Origin of the sequence: Robertkochia sediminum (assembly GCF_016786255.1) — a bacterium.
GTDB classification, from domain to species: Bacteria; Bacteroidota; Bacteroidia; order Flavobacteriales; family Flavobacteriaceae; genus Robertkochia; species Robertkochia sediminum.
In genome coordinates, this window is record NZ_JADMKT010000074.1 from 22517 (window position 1) to 37620 (window position 15104).

Sequence of the window (15104 nt, forward strand, 5' to 3'; positions counted from 1 at the left end):
CACTGCGCTAGCAGTGCCGGGATCTTGGGTAAAGCCACCCCTTTTGATCACCGAGCAAAGCGAGGTAATCTTCTGCAAGAGCAAAGACAAAAGACGACACCAGACATCTTAAACCATCCAACCTATCCAGTAGCAGTGTATCCCTGCGTAAGGGGATAAAACAAAAAATCCCGCGAACTGCGAGAGCAGTTCCGGGATCTTGGGTAAAACCACCCCTTTTGATCACCGAGCAAAGCGAGGTAATCTTCCACAAAAAAAGACCCCGAAGGGCCTTTATATATTGATATCTTTCCAATGCACTATTTCTCTACCTTCAGGTTATCGAGAATGTGAGAGGTCATTGTATCCAGATCATATTCCGGTTCCCAGCCCCATTGTTCTCTGGCTGCGCTGTCGTCTATACTGTCCGGCCATGAATTAGCGATATCCTGGCGAAAATCGGGATGGTACTCGATCTCAAACTCGGGGATATACTTCTTGATGCTCTCATAGATCCCTTCCGGGTCAAAACTCAACGCACCTACATTATAAGACGATCGCACCTTGATGTTTTCTTCCGGCGCATCCATAAGATCTAGGGTAGCCTTGATCGCATCGGGCATATACATCATAGGCAGGTAGGTTCCTTTCTCAAGGAAACACGGAAAGGTCTCTCCTTTTAATGCCGCATGATAGATCTCTACCGCATAGTCGGTAGTACCTCCTCCGGGAGCAGCCTTATAGCTGATCAAGCCGGGATACCTGATGCTTCGCACATCAACCCCATACACCTTATTGTAATAAGCACACCAACGCTCACCGGCAAGCTTAGAGATCCCATACACTGTAGTAGGATCCATTACACAGTCCTGTGGGGTATTCACCATGGGCGTGCCCGGGCCAAAAACGGCGATCGATGATGGCCAGTAGATCTTGTTCAGTTGCTTTTCCCTGGCAAGCTCCAACACATTCAGAAGACTTTTCATATTCAGGTCCCAGGTAAACAGCGGATTCTTCTCTCCGGCTGCAGATAAAATGGCCGCCAGGTGATACACCTGGGTGACCCCATGCGCATCGATGATCTCTTCCATACGATCCCTGTCGAGAACATCAAGCACCTCGAAAGCACAGGTAAAACGGTCTGCCGCACGCTCATTAATGTCTGAAGCTACTACAGCCTGGGCCCCAACCTTTTCAACTAATGCCTGAGTAAGCTCTGTTCCCAATTGTCCGGCTGCACCGGTAACTAAAATCTTCTCCATGCTAATTTCAAGTAATTTTTGTTTAAAACTTACCTTCTCAAAAACTGGGGCAAATATCCTCATTTTTTTACAAAAAGCAGACCCCTAAATCCCATGAAACCACCGCTTCTCCCCTAAAATATTTTTTTTGTGAGAATTTTATGGATTCAAAACCTTGACTTCAACAGATATTTAATTATTTTTGTTTAAAGAATTGTAGATTTTGATGAACAACGTAAAGGTTAATTTTAGTATTAAGGACCTGGAGAACCTGTCCGGTATCAAGGCGCACACTATTCGCATCTGGGAGAAGCGTTACAATCTGCTCACCCCAAGCCGCACCGATACCAACATACGATACTATTCACTTAAAAGCCTTCAGAAACTTTTAAACATCACCCTCCTCTACAACAACGGATATAAGATCTCCAAGATCGCCGACATCCCGGAAGATGAGCTTCCATTGGTCGTTCGGGAGATCGTTTCGGAGAACAGCATCAAGAATAAATCGATCAATGCGTTTAAACTGGCTATGATCAATTTTGATCAGACCCTGTTCCTGAACACCTATAACAGTTTACTGGGAGACCGTTCATTCAGAGAGATCTTCCATGAGGTGTTCCTCCCGCTACTCAACGAGCTGGGACTCCTTTGGCAAACAGACACTATTTCGCCTGCCCATGAACATTTTGTTACCGCCCTGGTTAAACAAAAGATCCTGTTGAACATCGAGAAATTACAACTTTCAGAACCGACAAAACAGGACCCAACGTTTGTTTTATTCCTGCCTGATAACGAGATTCATGAGATCGGCTTGCTCTATCTTAATTACGAGATCGTATTACGCGGCTATCGCGTGATCTACCTGGGACAAACCATCCCCTTGGCACCACTGGTCGATCTTCAGCGCTATTACGACAACATTGTTTACTTATCGTATTTTACCGTAGCACCACCCGCTGAAAAGGTTCATGAATACATTGCCGAATTTCAGGATATCGTAAACAAGGATAAGAACTGTGAACTTTGGATGCTCGGCCAACAGGTTAAAGAGGCCGCCGAAGCAGCGCCACAAGAACACGTAAGAATGTTCCAATCTATCGAAGAGGTGATCGAAACACTATAAACCAACGCTTCTACCCATCAGGTAACCCTAAATACCTTTCTATGCAAAAGAAGATCATTGTTATTGGATCCGGTTTCTCGTCATTAGCAGCCTCATGCTACCTGGCGCAACAAGGACACCAGGTTCACGTTTACGAAAAGAACGCCGATATTGGCGGACGCGCTCGTCAGTTGCGCAGGGACGGCTTCACCTTTGATATCGGCCCCACCTGGTATTGGATGCCCGATGTTTTCGAACGCTTTTTTGGCGATTTCAAGAAAAAGCCATCAGACTTTTATCAACTAACCAAGCTCAATCCGGCATACCACGTTTACTTCGGAGAAAACGATTACATCGCTATTGCCGACACCCTCGACAAGATCTGCGATGCCTTTGAAGCAGAAGAACCCGGAAGTGCGGCAAAATTGCGCAAGTTCATCGCCGAAGCCGAAGAGAACTACGACATCGCGATCAAGGACCTGGTTTACAATCCGGGCGTATCACCCCTGGAACTGGTGACCCCAAAAACAGTGACCAAGCTGAAGTCTTTTATCAGTAATATTCAGAGAGAAGTCCGCAAAGAATTCAAGAACAACCGATTGGCACAGATCCTCGAATTCCCTGTGCTATTTTTGGGAGCCAAGGCCTCTGACACCCCTGCCTTTTACAATTTCATGAACTTCGCCGATTTCGGTTTAGGAACCTGGCATCCGGAGAACGGGATGTACAGTGTGATCGAAGGGATCACAGCCCTGGCACTCGAGTTGGGTGTAACCCTTCATACAGAAGCCCCAGTAGATAAGATCCTCGTTGAACAAGGCACCACCAAAGGGATCGTTTCTAAGGGAGAGACCATCGCTGCCGATATCGTACTTAGCGGCGCCGATTATCACCATTCAGAAACACTACTGGATGAAGAATACCGTGCTTACAGCGAAAAGTACTGGGAATCGAGGACCTTTGCCCCCTCTTCCCTGCTCTTCTATGTAGGATTTGATCGAAAGCTGGACCATGTAGCCCACCACACCCTTTTCTTCGATGTAGAATTTGAAGATCATGCACGTGCCATCTACGACGATCCGGAATGGCCTGAAAAACCACTTTTCTACGCCAGCTTCCCGTCGCTTACCGATAAGCAAGTTGCCCCTGAAGGCAAAGAAGCAGGGATATTTTTAATTCCGCTGGCTCCGGGTCTGGAAGACACTCCCGAAATGCGCGAGCGTTATTTTGATATCATAATATCTCGTTTTGAGAAAGTTACACAGCAAGATGTGCGAAATAATGTTATATTTAAGGAAAGCTTTTGTGTCAACGATTTCGTAAAAGAGTACAATTCGTATAAGGGAAACGCCTATGGCATGGCTAACACCCTTTTGCAAACCGCTTTTTTACGACCAAAACTAAAGAGCAAAAAAGTTAAGAATCTTTATTTTACGGGACAATTAACCGTTCCAGGCCCCGGAGTACCACCATCATTGATATCAGGAAAACTGGTATCTGAACTGATCCAAAAACACCTTTAAGTAATGAAAACGCTATTTGACCAAGTTTCTTATGAGTGCAGTAAGCTGGTAACCACCTCTTACAGTACTTCCTTTTCGCTGGCCGTAAAAATGCTTGCACCTGCCATTCGCAAGGACATTTACAATATTTACGGATTCGTGCGTTTCGCCGATGAGATCGTAGACAGTTTTCACGATTACGACAAAAAGACCTTATTCGAGCGCTTTGAAAATGATCTGGAGAATGCGCTTTCCGATAAAATATCGATGAACCCTATCCTGAATTCATTCCAGGATACGGTCCATAAATACCAGATCGACAGGGAGCTTATCGATGCTTTTATGAAGAGTATGCGTATGGATCTCACCAAAAAAGTATACACCACAGAAGAAGAATACAAAGAATACATCTACGGTTCTGCCGATGTGGTAGGCCTTATGTGTTTACAGGTATTTGTGAATGCAGATAAAGAAAAATACAACGATCTCAAGGATGCCGCTATGGCTCTGGGTTCTGCTTTCCAAAAAGTGAATTTCCTCAGAGACCTGAAAGCCGATTACGACGACCTGGAACGCACCTATTTCCCGAATACGAATTTTGACCACCTTGATGAGGAAAGCAAAAGACGTATCGTCGAAGAGATAGAAGCCGATTTCCAGAAGGGATACGAAGGGATCACCAAACTTCCGATGGAAGCGCGTTTCGGAGTGTATACCGCTTACCGTTATTACCATAAGCTACTGCACAAGCTCAAGAAAACCCCGCCGTTGGAGATCAAGAACAGAAGAATTCGGGTTCCGAATTATCAGAAGTTTGGTTTATTAGCCCGCTCTTACGTAAATTACCGATTAAACCTATTATAACCCTCAAACGTTATGCAGATCGCACTCTGGATTCTGATCTTCCTGGCCACCTTTTGCTTTATGGAATTCATGGCCTGGTTCTCCCATAAATACATTATGCACGGATTTTTATGGGTACTACACAAAGACCATCACCGCAAGGACCACGACTCGTGGTTCGAACGCAATGACGCCTTTTTCATATTCTACGCTGTTGTTAGCATGAGCTTTATCCTTTACGCGTCTAACTCTGAATTCTGGTATGGCTTTCCCATCGGATTTGGGATCATGGCCTACGGGGCAGCTTATTTTCTGGTGCACGATATATTTATCCACCAGCGATTTAAGATGTTCAGAAATGCGAATAACTGGTACGCTAAAGGCATCCGAAGAGCGCACAAGATGCATCACAAGCACCTTGGAAAAGAAGATGGCGAATGCTTTGGGATGCTACTCCCTCCATTGAAGTACTTTAAAACCAAATAAGCATGCCTGAAGCTCTGGTCATTGGTGCCGGTATTGGTGGAATAGCCACAGCGCTACGACTCAGAAAAAAAGGGTATTGCGTGACAGTACTCGAAGCCAATGATTACGCCGGAGGAAAATTACACGCCATTTCCCTGGGCCCCTACCGATTTGATCTCGGCCCCTCCCTGTTTACCATGCCACAGTTCGTAGACGAGCTGTTTCGCCTTTTTGACAAGGACCCTAAAAATCATTTCAGCTATATTCGCAAAGACACCATCTGTAATTATTTTTGGGACGACGGCACTTTTTTCTCTGCCAAGGCAGCTCCTGAAGCTTTTGCCTCGGCTGCCTCAACCACCTTTAACGAACCGGAAGACCGTATTCTGGACTACCTACACAACAGCAAAGTAAAATACGACCTTACGGCGCCGCTATTTCTGGAAAGCTCCCTGCACAAGCTCAACACCTACCTGAGTACCGGGACGCTTAAAGCCATTACGCAAATACACCGTCTTGACCTATCACGCTCGCTACACCAAACCAACGCCAGCTATTTCAAGAATACAAAACTCATACAGCTCTTTAACCGCTACGCTACCTATAACGGAAGCTCACCTTATATTACCCCGGGGATCATGTCGATGATCCCACACCTTGAAATGTTCTTTGGCACCTACCTTCCTAAGGGCGGGATGCATGAGATAAGCCAAAGCTTGTATCGCCTGGCGGTTGATCAGGGAGTGGCATTTAAGTTCGGAGAAAAGGTTACCTCCATCAGGGTAGCTTCCGGCAAAGTACAAGGGGTCCAAACAGGCAGCGGTACTATAGACGCCGATGTGGTGGTTTCGAACATGGATGTTGTTCCCACCTACAGGCAGCTGCTCCCGCAAGCAAAGGCTCCGGAAAAAACACTGAAGCAGGAACGCTCCAGCTCTGCGCTTATCTTTTATTGGGGTATCGACCGGGAATTCCCCGAATTAGATCTACACAACATACTCTTCTCGGAAGATTATGAAAACGAGTTCGACCACCTCTTCAGCAAAAAAGATATCTGTAACGACCCGACCGTATACATCAACATCACCTCCAAACACGAAAAGGGCGATGCTCCCGAAGGTCACGAGAATTGGTTCGTTATGATCAATGCCCCCGGGAATTACGGGCAGAATTGGCCGGAACTCATTTCCAGAACCAGGAAGAACATGATCAAAAAGATCAAAAAAACCCTGAAAACAGACATCAGCCCTCACATAAAAGAAGAATACATTCTCGACCCAAGAGGCATAGAATCCAATACCAGCTCCTACCGGGGTGCCCTATACGGGGCCGCGAGCAATAATAAATTTGCCGCCTTCCTCAGACACCCTAACTTTTCTCAGCATATTAAGAACCTGTATTTCTGCGGCGGTAGCGTACATCCCGGAGGAGGCATTCCGTTATGCTTACTCTCTGCAAAGATCGTAGATGACCTGGTAGAACAACCATGAGCATGAACACCATGAATACGCCATTGAAAACATTCTCCAAAGCAACTATAGCGATCTTCACGGTATGGCTTTTTCACATTTCTGCACTCATCGGAAGCCTGCTGTTCGATCAAACCTCATGGTTCATAACCAAAACCCCTCTCAATCTTTTACTGTGCTTATTCCTCCTTGTATGGGTATTCCCTATACGGCGACAAAAAGAGATACTCCTGTTCGGCACCCTGTTCCTGGCCGGTATGCTGGCTGAGATCACCGGAGTACAAACAGGCATTCTCTTTGGCGATTACGCCTATGGCGAAAATCTGGGGCCTAAATTTTACGGGGTTCCGTATACCATAGGAATCAATTGGGCTGTGCTTTCCTTTATTACGGGATGTATTGCCAATACATGGATCAGTTTTCCAGTATTGCGGGTGATCGGAGGGGTAGCCCTTATGCTATTACTCGATGTGCTACTGGAGGGGATCGCACCTCCTTTTGACTTTTGGGAATTCAGTGGTGGAGACGCTCCTCTTTTTAATTACATCTGTTGGGGACTCCTTGCCCTGCTTATGCAAATAGCCTACAACTACCTGAAGATAAAAGGCAATTATCGCTTTAGCCTCCATCTCTTTCTGGCGCAGGCATGTTTCTTTTTGGTATTCTATCTCTGGTTACATTTTTAAAAGGAGAAGGTATTCCCGCTAAGGGACCCTTCAAAACGGTAGGGCTGGAACCTGGAAAATAGCTCTTCCTTATACCACCCCAGGGTTCGTGTATGCATGATCGCCTTGCGGTGCTCCTCACTCTCATAGGCAAAACGCTTTAAATGCGCTTCCGATTCCCAAAGGCTAACCGTTGCCATCTGTATCACCGGCCACTCCCCTATACCCTTAGTATACAACAATCCCTCGGCATTGCGTAAAGGACGCTGAGAGGTAGGTACATAATTCCAGAATCGGCGTAAGAAGCGTTTTTTGATCGTTGCCCTGGTGATCACCAGAACCTTTTGATTCGAAGGGTCAGGATCGGGGTGCACCTGGAAGGGATTCCCTCCTGACCAGGCTCCGTGCGCTTTTAATCCTTTAAGAAAAAAGGTGCCCATCTCTGCAGATCGCTTACGGTATCGTGTGACTAATGCTGAAGTTTCAAAAAACTTTGCTGCGTCTCTTTCACTTTCCCAAACCTGTAACAGGGCGTAGGTACTCCAATCGGGTCTTGGATCAAATCCTTCCTTACCACTCCCCATGAGTTTGTAAAAGCTACAGCCGTTGACATTTTTCAGATGCCGGTGGGCAAACTGCATCATCCAGAAAGCCCAAAGCTTTCCACGGGTGTCATTGTATCGAAAAACAGTAAGGGTGGTGATCTGTGCCATTAGTTGCTGCCTTGAACAAGTTCATCGAGCAATGTTCGCACCTTCTCCGAATTCCAATCGGCAACCCCCACCTTAGATACACGAATTCGGCCGTCGCGATCAATGATATAGGTAGCCGGAATACTTCGGGAATACAGATTCGAAGGGATCTTACTTAACGGGCGATATACCGGAAGATCAAAACCACGCTTATCGAGAAAGGCCTGGATCTTGTCAATTTTCTCCTGACTTACGAACATAAATTTCACCTGGTCGCCATAGGCGCTGTACAACTCCTGAAGGGAGGGCATTTCTGCAATGCAGGGCGGACACCAGGTGGCCCAGAAATTCAATACCACGACCTCTCCTTTGGCATCTTCAAAATACGCACGCTCACCCTGCATATCTTCCAGTATCCAAATATAATCCTTAAGCACCTCCGTATCTTCTGTATCGTTTACAGAAGGTGAAAAGGCAATAAGGCGTTGCACAAATACTTTTACAGGAGTTCCCAGCGGAGTAAAGAATATCACTCCGAAAACAACCAGGAACACCAGGTTTGATATGTTTTTCTTATTGAATATAGCCATAAAAAAAGTGTACTTTCAGCATTACGAAAATACACTTTTTAGTCTTGGCTGTATGCAACTTATATTACTTTATACGTGCTAAGGATCCAGCCTGTTTACTGTTATTGGATTAGAAAGATCAAAGCACCCTTCCAGGTCCGCGGCATTCGCTCCTGCCTCGGCTCCTTCGAGTCCGTCTTCAAATCGCAAATACCAGATCAGACACACCCCGGGACCCGCCGCATTAAAATCAACAGCTTCGAGATCTTCAACAGTCGGAGGTAACCCGAGGATGTTTCCCTGATCATCTGTAATTACCCAGGAACTGTTACTACCCGATAGTTCTTCAGACGCTATACCAATACCACTAACGAAATCGGGCGTATCATCAACCGTAAAATTAAAGGGACCTCCGGTAATATCACCAGCCTCGGTGAGACGACGCTGTACTTCTATAGCATTCGAAAGATCGAAGTTCCCCGTGATATCTGCAGCGTTATTTCCCGCTACTGCACCGGTGATCTCCCCTTCATAGGTCAGGTACCAGATCAAACACAGTCCGGCTCCGGCACCATCAAAATCAACCCCTTCAAGCGCTTCCGTTGTTGGAGGTAAACCTAAAATATTTCCTTCAGCATCAGTGATAACCCACGTACTGTTACTTCCTTTATTCCCGGTAGACGACAGGGTAATACCACTCACATTATCGGGTGTTCCGTCTACACAAAATTCAAAAGGCCCTCCACTAATGGTTCCGGCATCTACGACGATCATTTCACTGCCGTCATCATCATTACTACACCCCGGAAGGGCTAACAAAAACACCATCGCGAAGATGGATCTACAAACTAAATTTCTCATTGCTATTGATTTTAAAAGATTACACTTCTAAAACTACAATAGCCTGTCCCCTCGAAATGTTAGCTAGCTAACAGAAGCAGGATCTTTCCATAATTTTATTTCTTTTCTTGAAAACTCCAACACCCCCTCTTCCTTTAATTCATTGAGCAGAACATTCAACGTTGGCCGTGAAGTACCTATGAGAGAGGCCATATCTTTTTGGGTATAAGGGTGTCGAATATGCCTGAATCCTCCCTCCCGGCAAACATCGCCGTATTCCTCACACAGCTCTTTGAGAAATTCGATCAAACGGGTACGACTGTCCTTGAACAACAATAAGCGCAATCGCCTTTCCAGCTTACGGAATCTAAACCCTATAAACTTGTACACCTGTAAACTAAAGGTCTTATTCTCCCGCATAAGCTCTTGTAAGGTATCGGCACTTACCGCACAGATCACGGTCTCATTATCTATCACCTGGGCAAATTCATTCCTTGACTGACTATCCAGCAGGGCCTTTTCTCCAAAGATCTCTCCCCGGGTAAGCACCGCTTTTACCACTTCTTCTCCCGGTTCGGTATAATATCCCAAACGTACCTTGCCCTTCTCTACCAGGTACACCTTACCCGATCGCTCTTGCTCAAAATACACATAATCATTGCGATGATACGACCTTACCTGATGGGATCTTTTAAAGTTTTCGTACTTATGCGGACACAGAATATCGAAAAGGTTTACACCCTCAAAGAACCATAAAGTATTCATTACGAAGAAAGTTTATTGGTTGATTGTCAAACACTAGGTCGTAAATTAATAGTATTTCTTACAAAAAAAGCCCCCTCGCTATGAGGGGGCTTTTACAGTATACCTGTATTTATGTTTAGGCGTTCTGTGCTTTGATCAGGTTCAATGCAGATCCGGCTTTAAACCATTCGATCTGTCCCTGATTATAGGAGTGATTCACAACGATCTCCTCTTTACTTCCATCGGCGTGTACCAGCTCAAGCGTAAGTGGTGTTTCCGGTGCAAAGTTTTCGAGGTCGATAAAGTTGATCGTATCGTCTTCTTTGATCTTGTCGTAATCGCTCTCATTAGCAAAGGTTAGCGCGAGCATACCTTGCTTTTTGAGGTTGGTCTCGTGAATTCTCGCGAAAGACTTCACCAATACTGCACGTACTCCAAGGTGACGTGGTTGCATGGCTGCATGCTCTCTCGAAGATCCCTCACCATAGTTATGATCTCCAACTACGATGGTTGGAATACCTTTGGCCTTGTACTCACGCTGCGTATCTGGCACCCCACCGTACTCTCCGGTAAGCTGACTCTTCACGAAGTTGGTTTTCCCGTTAAACGCGTTCACTGCTCCGATCAGGGTATTGTTCGCGATATTGTCAAGGTGACCTCGGAAACGCAACCATGGTCCCGCCATAGAGATATGGTCGGTAGTACACTTTCCTTCTGCTTTGATCAACAGTTTGGCACCGGTAATGTTCTTACCGTCCCATGGAGCAAAAGGAGAAAGGAGTTGTAAACGCTCCGAGTCTCCTGCAACAGCAACTTCAACGCCACTTCCGTCTTCTGCAGGAGCAACATACCCGGCATCTTCTACAGCGAATCCTTCCGGTGGAAGCTCATAACCTCTTGGTTCATCCAGCTTCACTTCTTCTCCGTCTTCGTTGATAAGCGTATCGGTGATCGGGTTAAAGTCAAGACGCCCGGCAATAGCGATAGCCGTTACCAGCTCAGGTGAACCTACAAAGGCCAGCGTATTGGGGTTACCGTCTGCACGCTTTGCGAAGTTACGGTTAAAGGAGTGTACGATGGTATTTCTATCCTGCTCTGTGGCATCACCGCCATAACGGTCCCACATTCCGATACACGGTCCGCAGGCATTGGCAAATACCGTAGCTCCAATATTATTAAAGGTATTGATAAACCCGTCTCTTTCGATGGTGTAACGCACCTGCTCAGATCCCGGGGTTATGGTAAAGTTCGATTTTGTTTTCAGCTTCTTATCGGCCACCTGCTTGGCAAGGGAGGCAGCACGGGAAATATCCTCGTAAGAAGAGTTCGTACAAGAACCAATAAGTCCGTACTCCACTTTAAGCGGCCAGTCATTCTTCTTGGCAGCCTCTCCCATTTCAGAGATCGGAGTCGCAAGATCCGGAGTGAATGGTCCGTTAAGGTGTGGCTCGAGTTCGTCGAGGTTGATCTCGATCACCTGATCGAAATACTGCTCAGGGTTTGCATATACTTCAGGATCGGCGGTCAGGTAGTCCTTGATCTCATTGGCGGCATCGGCCACATCGGCTCTTCCTGTGGAACGCAGGTAGCGATCCATAGACTCGTCGTATCCAAAGGTCGAAGTGGTAGCCCCAACTTCTGCACCCATATTACAAATGGTTCCTTTCCCCGTGCAAGACATCGAGGTTGCTCCCTCTCCAAAGTATTCTACGATAGCTCCGGTACCTCCTTTTACAGTAAGGATCCCGGCCACTTTAAGGATCACATCCTTAGGAGCGGTCCAACCTGAAAGTTTTCCTGTAAGTTTTACCCCGATCAGTTTTGGGAATTTAAGCTCCCATGGCATTCCTGCCATAACATCTACCGCATCGGCACCACCAACTCCGATAGCCACCATTCCGAGTCCACCGGCATTTACGGTATGCGAATCAGTACCGATCATCATTCCTCCCGGGAAAGCATAATTTTCGAGTACTACCTGGTGAATGATCCCCGCTCCGGGTTTCCAGAATCCGATCCCATACTTATTAGAAACAGACTCGAGAAAGTCAAACACCTCGTTACTGGTCTCGTTGGCTCTTTTAAGGTCGGCATCGGCTCCTGTTTTTGCCTGGATCAGGTGATCACAGTGCACGGTTGTAGGTACCGCAACCTTAGGTTTCCCTGCGTGCATGAACTGCAACAATGCCATCTGGGCCGTTGCATCCTGGCAAGCAATACGATCGGGAGCGAACTCCACATAATCCTTACCTCGACCAAACACTTTGCTCGGGTTACCATCCCATAAATGGGAATACAATATTTTTTCAGATAAGGTGAGAGGCTTTCCTGTAAGCTCACGAGCTTTATCTACCTTTCCAGGCATGGAAGCATACACCTTTTTGATCATATCAATATCAAAAGCCATAAATCGATTTTTTTTTGATTTCAGAGTGTTGCGAAAATACGAAAAACGCAATGATTTTTAAAGGATAAGAGAAAACATTAAACAAGCTTCAAAGAAGTCGCCAAAAACCTGCTTAAAATTCAAAACCCCTTAATTCTGCGAGGCCATATATAACGATTTCGTAAAAAAACCTGTAATAAATTACAATAAGGAAGTGATGATCTGCTCTACAGTAATGCCTTCGGCCTCTGCTTTGTAGTTTTTAAGCACGCGATGTCTTAAAATTCCGTAAGCTACGTCTTTAACCTCTTCGATATCGGGAGCGTATTTCCCCTTGATGAGCGCCATGGCCTTGGCTGCCAGGATCAGGTTTTGAGAAGCTCTCGGCCCTGCACCCCAATCCACATAATTACGTACCATTTCGGCAGCCCTGTCTGAGTTAGGCCGCGTTTTACCCACCAGGTCTACGGCGTATTCCACCACATTATCGGCCACCGGGATACGGCGCACCAAATGTTGGATCTCTACGATCTGCTCGGCATTGAAAAGCGGAGTAATAGGGTACTCACGATCGGTAGTGGTCGCCTTCACCACAGCTACCTCTTCTTCGTATGAGGGGTAATCTAATTCGATGGCGAACATAAACCGGTCGAGCTGAGCCTCCGGCAGCGGATACGTACCCTCCTGCTCAATGGGGTTTTGCGTTGCCAATACGAAATAAGGCATATCGAGCTGGTAGCGATGCCCTGCGACCGTAACGGCGCGTTCCTGCATGGCTTCCAATAAGGCCGATTGGGTTTTTGGAGGGGTACGGTTGATCTCATCGGCAAGGATGATATTGGCAAAAACAGGCCCCTTGATAAATTTGAACTGCCTTTCGCGGTCCAGGATCTCACTACCCAGAATATCACTGGGCATGAGGTCTGGTGTAAACTGTATGCGTTTAAATTCAAGACCCAATGCTCGGGCGATGGTATTTACCATCAGGGTCTTCGCTAATCCGGGCACCCCGATAAGCAAGGCATGACCGCCTGAATAAATAGCCAGCAGGATCTCATCGATCACCTTTTCCTGCCCGATAATGACACGGGCGATCTCTTTTTTTAGAGCTTGGTGTTTTTGAACAAGATCTTTTGCAGCTACAACATCAGACATAGGGTAGGATTATTTTTTCAACCAGTTATTACTGAAGTCACATCCCTGGTAGGAAGGACTTACACTAATATACGTATCTTTTATATTTTCTTCCATCCATTCCCCGATCTCTCTGAGCTGTTTTTCTTTAAGCGCCAGTTCTTTGATCTTTACGTAGTCCTGGATGTAATCGGCACGGTGGGCTTTAAAGCGCTTATTCACCTTAATGATCTTGTAGTAGGTCTTACCTCCCTGCGACTCACCGAAGATCGGCTGAGAAATGGTATTTCCTTCCAGCGGACTCACCTGGCTGTAAAGTACTGGATCCATTTTAGTAAGCTCGAAACGGGTACTCATATCCTGAGGATTTCTTAACACTCCTCCATCGAACTTGGTCTCTTTCTGATCTGAGAAATTTTGGGCAGCCTCCTCAAAGGTAAACTCTCCATCTATGATCTTCTGGCGGATATCTTCGAGTTCCTCGCGGGCCTCTCTCAGGTCGTCTTCTGATACTTCAGGCATCAGGAGAATATGACGTACATCGCGCTCTTCTCCACGAACACGCTCTACATATACGATATGATAACCAAATTGGGTTTTGAAAGGATCGGAGATCTCCCCCTGCTTCATCGCAAAGGCGGCATCTTTGAATTCCTGAACAAAGTTGGAGCTCTTTTTGATCGAATATACCCCTCCATTTTGCACCTTCCCGGGATCTTCAGAAAACAAGGTCTGCTTGATCGCAAAGCTGGAACCGTTCTCTTCCACATCACGCTTGATATCCTTTAAGCGGTCGATCACCTTCTGCACCTCTTCTTCTGATGGTTCCGGTTGCTTGATGATCTGGGCGATCTCAACCTCATCTCCAAAGTACGGACGATCTTCTTCCGGAAGCCCCTCGTACCACGAGCGTACTTCTTCGGGAGTGATCTCTACTTCTTCAACCACCTTACCCTGCATTCTCATGGAGAGCTGAGCGTTCTTAACGATCTCGAACAATTCATCCCTGAGCTCTTTTTCAGAATCCTTATCGTAGAACTTCAGCACTTTGTCAATACTTCCCAACTGTGCAGTTAGCTGTCCGATCTGACTTTCCACATAGCTGTTCACCTCGGCATCTGCTACCACGACACTATCCTGAATGGCCTGGTGGGTATATAACTTATTTTCCATCTGGTTGCCCAGCACTTCACAGCGACTGATCTGACTGATATCAACCCCCTGAAGCTCCATATCGATAAACTGCTTTTCGATATCAGATTCCAGGATCACAAAATCACCAACAACGGCAGCAACCCCATCGATCTTTTTGCGCTCTTTGATCACCTTAACCGAGTCAACCGGCGGCACTTCAGCAATAGCAAGGGAATCGGCTTCCTGAGCAAATCCCATAGCGTTCATCATCATTGTAAGACCGGCGGCAAAAAATAATTTCTTCATCAATTTGTATTCTAAAAAAAGACCTTCGGC

The 15104-nt window shown here is 46.3% G+C and carries 14 protein-coding genes; 6 read left to right on the forward strand and 8 right to left on the reverse strand.

From position 1 onward, the window contains the following. Positions 1 to 299 precede the first annotated feature (299 nt). Positions 300 to 1241: an NAD-dependent epimerase/dehydratase family protein gene (locus tag IS446_RS06930; RefSeq protein WP_203059280.1), complete on the reverse strand. Its 942-nt coding sequence runs from the start codon at positions 1239 to 1241 to the stop codon at positions 300 to 302. Between the two features lie 205 nt (positions 1242 to 1446). Between IS446_RS06930 and IS446_RS06935 the strand changes: the two genes are divergently transcribed. Genes IS446_RS06935 through IS446_RS06960 form a run of 6 tightly spaced genes read left to right on the forward strand, consistent with a single transcriptional unit; the run spans position 1447 to position 7290 of the window. Further along, positions 1447 to 2346 carry a MerR family transcriptional regulator gene (locus IS446_RS06935; protein ID WP_203059281.1) on the forward strand — a complete coding sequence of 300 codons (900 nt, stop codon included), beginning with the start codon at positions 1447 to 1449 and terminating at the stop codon, positions 2344 to 2346. 41 nt (positions 2347 to 2387) lie between these two features. Beyond that, entirely contained in the window at positions 2388 to 3848 is a 1461-nt protein-coding gene (locus IS446_RS06940) for a phytoene desaturase family protein (protein WP_203059282.1), read from the forward strand. A 3-nt stretch (positions 3849 to 3851) separates the two neighbouring features. Continuing rightward, positions 3852 to 4691 (forward strand): phytoene/squalene synthase family protein, encoded by an 840-nt coding sequence (locus IS446_RS06945; RefSeq protein ID WP_203059283.1) that lies wholly within the window; start codon positions 3852 to 3854, stop codon positions 4689 to 4691. Between the two features lie 12 nt (positions 4692 to 4703). Then, positions 4704 to 5156 carry a sterol desaturase family protein gene (locus IS446_RS06950; protein WP_203059284.1) on the forward strand — a complete coding sequence of 151 codons (453 nt, stop codon included), beginning with the start codon at positions 4704 to 4706 and terminating at the stop codon, positions 5154 to 5156. Positions 5157 to 5158: 2 nt separating this feature from the next. Beyond that, a complete protein-coding gene (gene crtD, locus IS446_RS06955) occupies positions 5159 to 6625 on the forward strand; it encodes a 1-hydroxycarotenoid 3,4-desaturase CrtD (RefSeq protein WP_203059285.1) in 1467 nt (488 codons plus the stop codon). 2 nt (positions 6626 to 6627) lie between these two features. After that, positions 6628 to 7290, forward strand: a complete 663-nt coding sequence (locus IS446_RS06960) for a carotenoid biosynthesis protein (protein ID WP_203059286.1) — start codon at positions 6628 to 6630, stop codon at positions 7288 to 7290. Here the strand turns inward: IS446_RS06960 and IS446_RS06965 are convergent. The 7 genes from IS446_RS06965 to IS446_RS06995 all read right to left on the reverse strand — a co-directional run bounded on the left by IS446_RS06965 (position 7287) and on the right by IS446_RS06995 (position 15074). Further along, a complete protein-coding gene (locus IS446_RS06965; protein WP_203059287.1) occupies positions 7287 to 7982 on the reverse strand; it encodes a DUF3291 domain-containing protein in 696 nt (231 codons plus the stop codon). The two genes, IS446_RS06960 and IS446_RS06965, sit on opposite strands and share 4 nt — an antisense overlap. Then, positions 7982 to 8551 (reverse strand): TlpA family protein disulfide reductase, encoded by a 570-nt coding sequence (locus tag IS446_RS06970; RefSeq protein WP_203059288.1) that lies wholly within the window; start codon positions 8549 to 8551, stop codon positions 7982 to 7984. The genes IS446_RS06965 and IS446_RS06970 overlap by 1 nt, the downstream gene beginning before the upstream one ends. A gap of 78 nt (positions 8552 to 8629) precedes the next feature. Next, positions 8630 to 9391: a hypothetical protein gene (locus tag IS446_RS06975; RefSeq protein ID WP_203059289.1), complete on the reverse strand. Its 762-nt coding sequence runs from the start codon at positions 9389 to 9391 to the stop codon at positions 8630 to 8632. A gap of 63 nt (positions 9392 to 9454) precedes the next feature. Then, entirely contained in the window at positions 9455 to 10135 is a 681-nt protein-coding gene (locus IS446_RS06980) for a Crp/Fnr family transcriptional regulator (RefSeq protein ID WP_203059290.1), read from the reverse strand. A 115-nt stretch (positions 10136 to 10250) separates the two neighbouring features. Then, positions 10251 to 12521: an aconitate hydratase gene (locus IS446_RS06985; RefSeq protein ID WP_203059291.1), complete on the reverse strand. Its 2271-nt coding sequence runs from the start codon at positions 12519 to 12521 to the stop codon at positions 10251 to 10253. A gap of 180 nt (positions 12522 to 12701) precedes the next feature. Further along, positions 12702 to 13655 carry an AAA family ATPase gene (locus IS446_RS06990; protein WP_203059292.1) on the reverse strand — a complete coding sequence of 318 codons (954 nt, stop codon included), beginning with the start codon at positions 13653 to 13655 and terminating at the stop codon, positions 12702 to 12704. A 9-nt stretch (positions 13656 to 13664) separates the two neighbouring features. After that, entirely contained in the window at positions 13665 to 15074 is a 1410-nt protein-coding gene (locus IS446_RS06995) for a peptidylprolyl isomerase (RefSeq protein ID WP_203059293.1), read from the reverse strand. Positions 15075 to 15104 lie beyond the last annotated feature (30 nt).

Coding starts and splice junctions, on each gene's coding strand:
- IS446_RS06930 (WP_203059280.1), bottom strand. CDS start 1,241: ATGGAGAAGATTTTAGTTACCGGTGCAGCCGGACAATTGGGAACAGAG.
- IS446_RS06935 (WP_203059281.1), top strand. CDS start 1,447: ATGAACAACGTAAAGGTTAATTTTAGTATTAAGGACCTGGAGAACCTG.
- IS446_RS06940 (WP_203059282.1), top strand. CDS start 2,388: ATGCAAAAGAAGATCATTGTTATTGGATCCGGTTTCTCGTCATTAGCA.
- IS446_RS06945 (WP_203059283.1), top strand. CDS start 3,852: ATGAAAACGCTATTTGACCAAGTTTCTTATGAGTGCAGTAAGCTGGTA.
- IS446_RS06950 (WP_203059284.1), top strand. CDS start 4,704: ATGCAGATCGCACTCTGGATTCTGATCTTCCTGGCCACCTTTTGCTTT.
- crtD (WP_203059285.1), top strand. CDS start 5,159: ATGCCTGAAGCTCTGGTCATTGGTGCCGGTATTGGTGGAATAGCCACA.
- IS446_RS06960 (WP_203059286.1), top strand. CDS start 6,628: ATGAACACCATGAATACGCCATTGAAAACATTCTCCAAAGCAACTATA.
- IS446_RS06965 (WP_203059287.1), bottom strand. CDS start 7,982: ATGGCACAGATCACCACCCTTACTGTTTTTCGATACAATGACACCCGT.
- IS446_RS06970 (WP_203059288.1), bottom strand. CDS start 8,551: ATGGCTATATTCAATAAGAAAAACATATCAAACCTGGTGTTCCTGGTT.
- IS446_RS06975 (WP_203059289.1), bottom strand. CDS start 9,391: ATGAGAAATTTAGTTTGTAGATCCATCTTCGCGATGGTGTTTTTGTTA.
- IS446_RS06980 (WP_203059290.1), bottom strand. CDS start 10,135: ATGAATACTTTATGGTTCTTTGAGGGTGTAAACCTTTTCGATATTCTG.
- IS446_RS06985 (WP_203059291.1), bottom strand. CDS start 12,521: ATGGCTTTTGATATTGATATGATCAAAAAGGTGTATGCTTCCATGCCT.
- IS446_RS06990 (WP_203059292.1), bottom strand. CDS start 13,655: ATGTCTGATGTTGTAGCTGCAAAAGATCTTGTTCAAAAACACCAAGCT.
- IS446_RS06995 (WP_203059293.1), bottom strand. CDS start 15,074: ATGAAGAAATTATTTTTTGCCGCCGGTCTTACAATGATGATGAACGCT.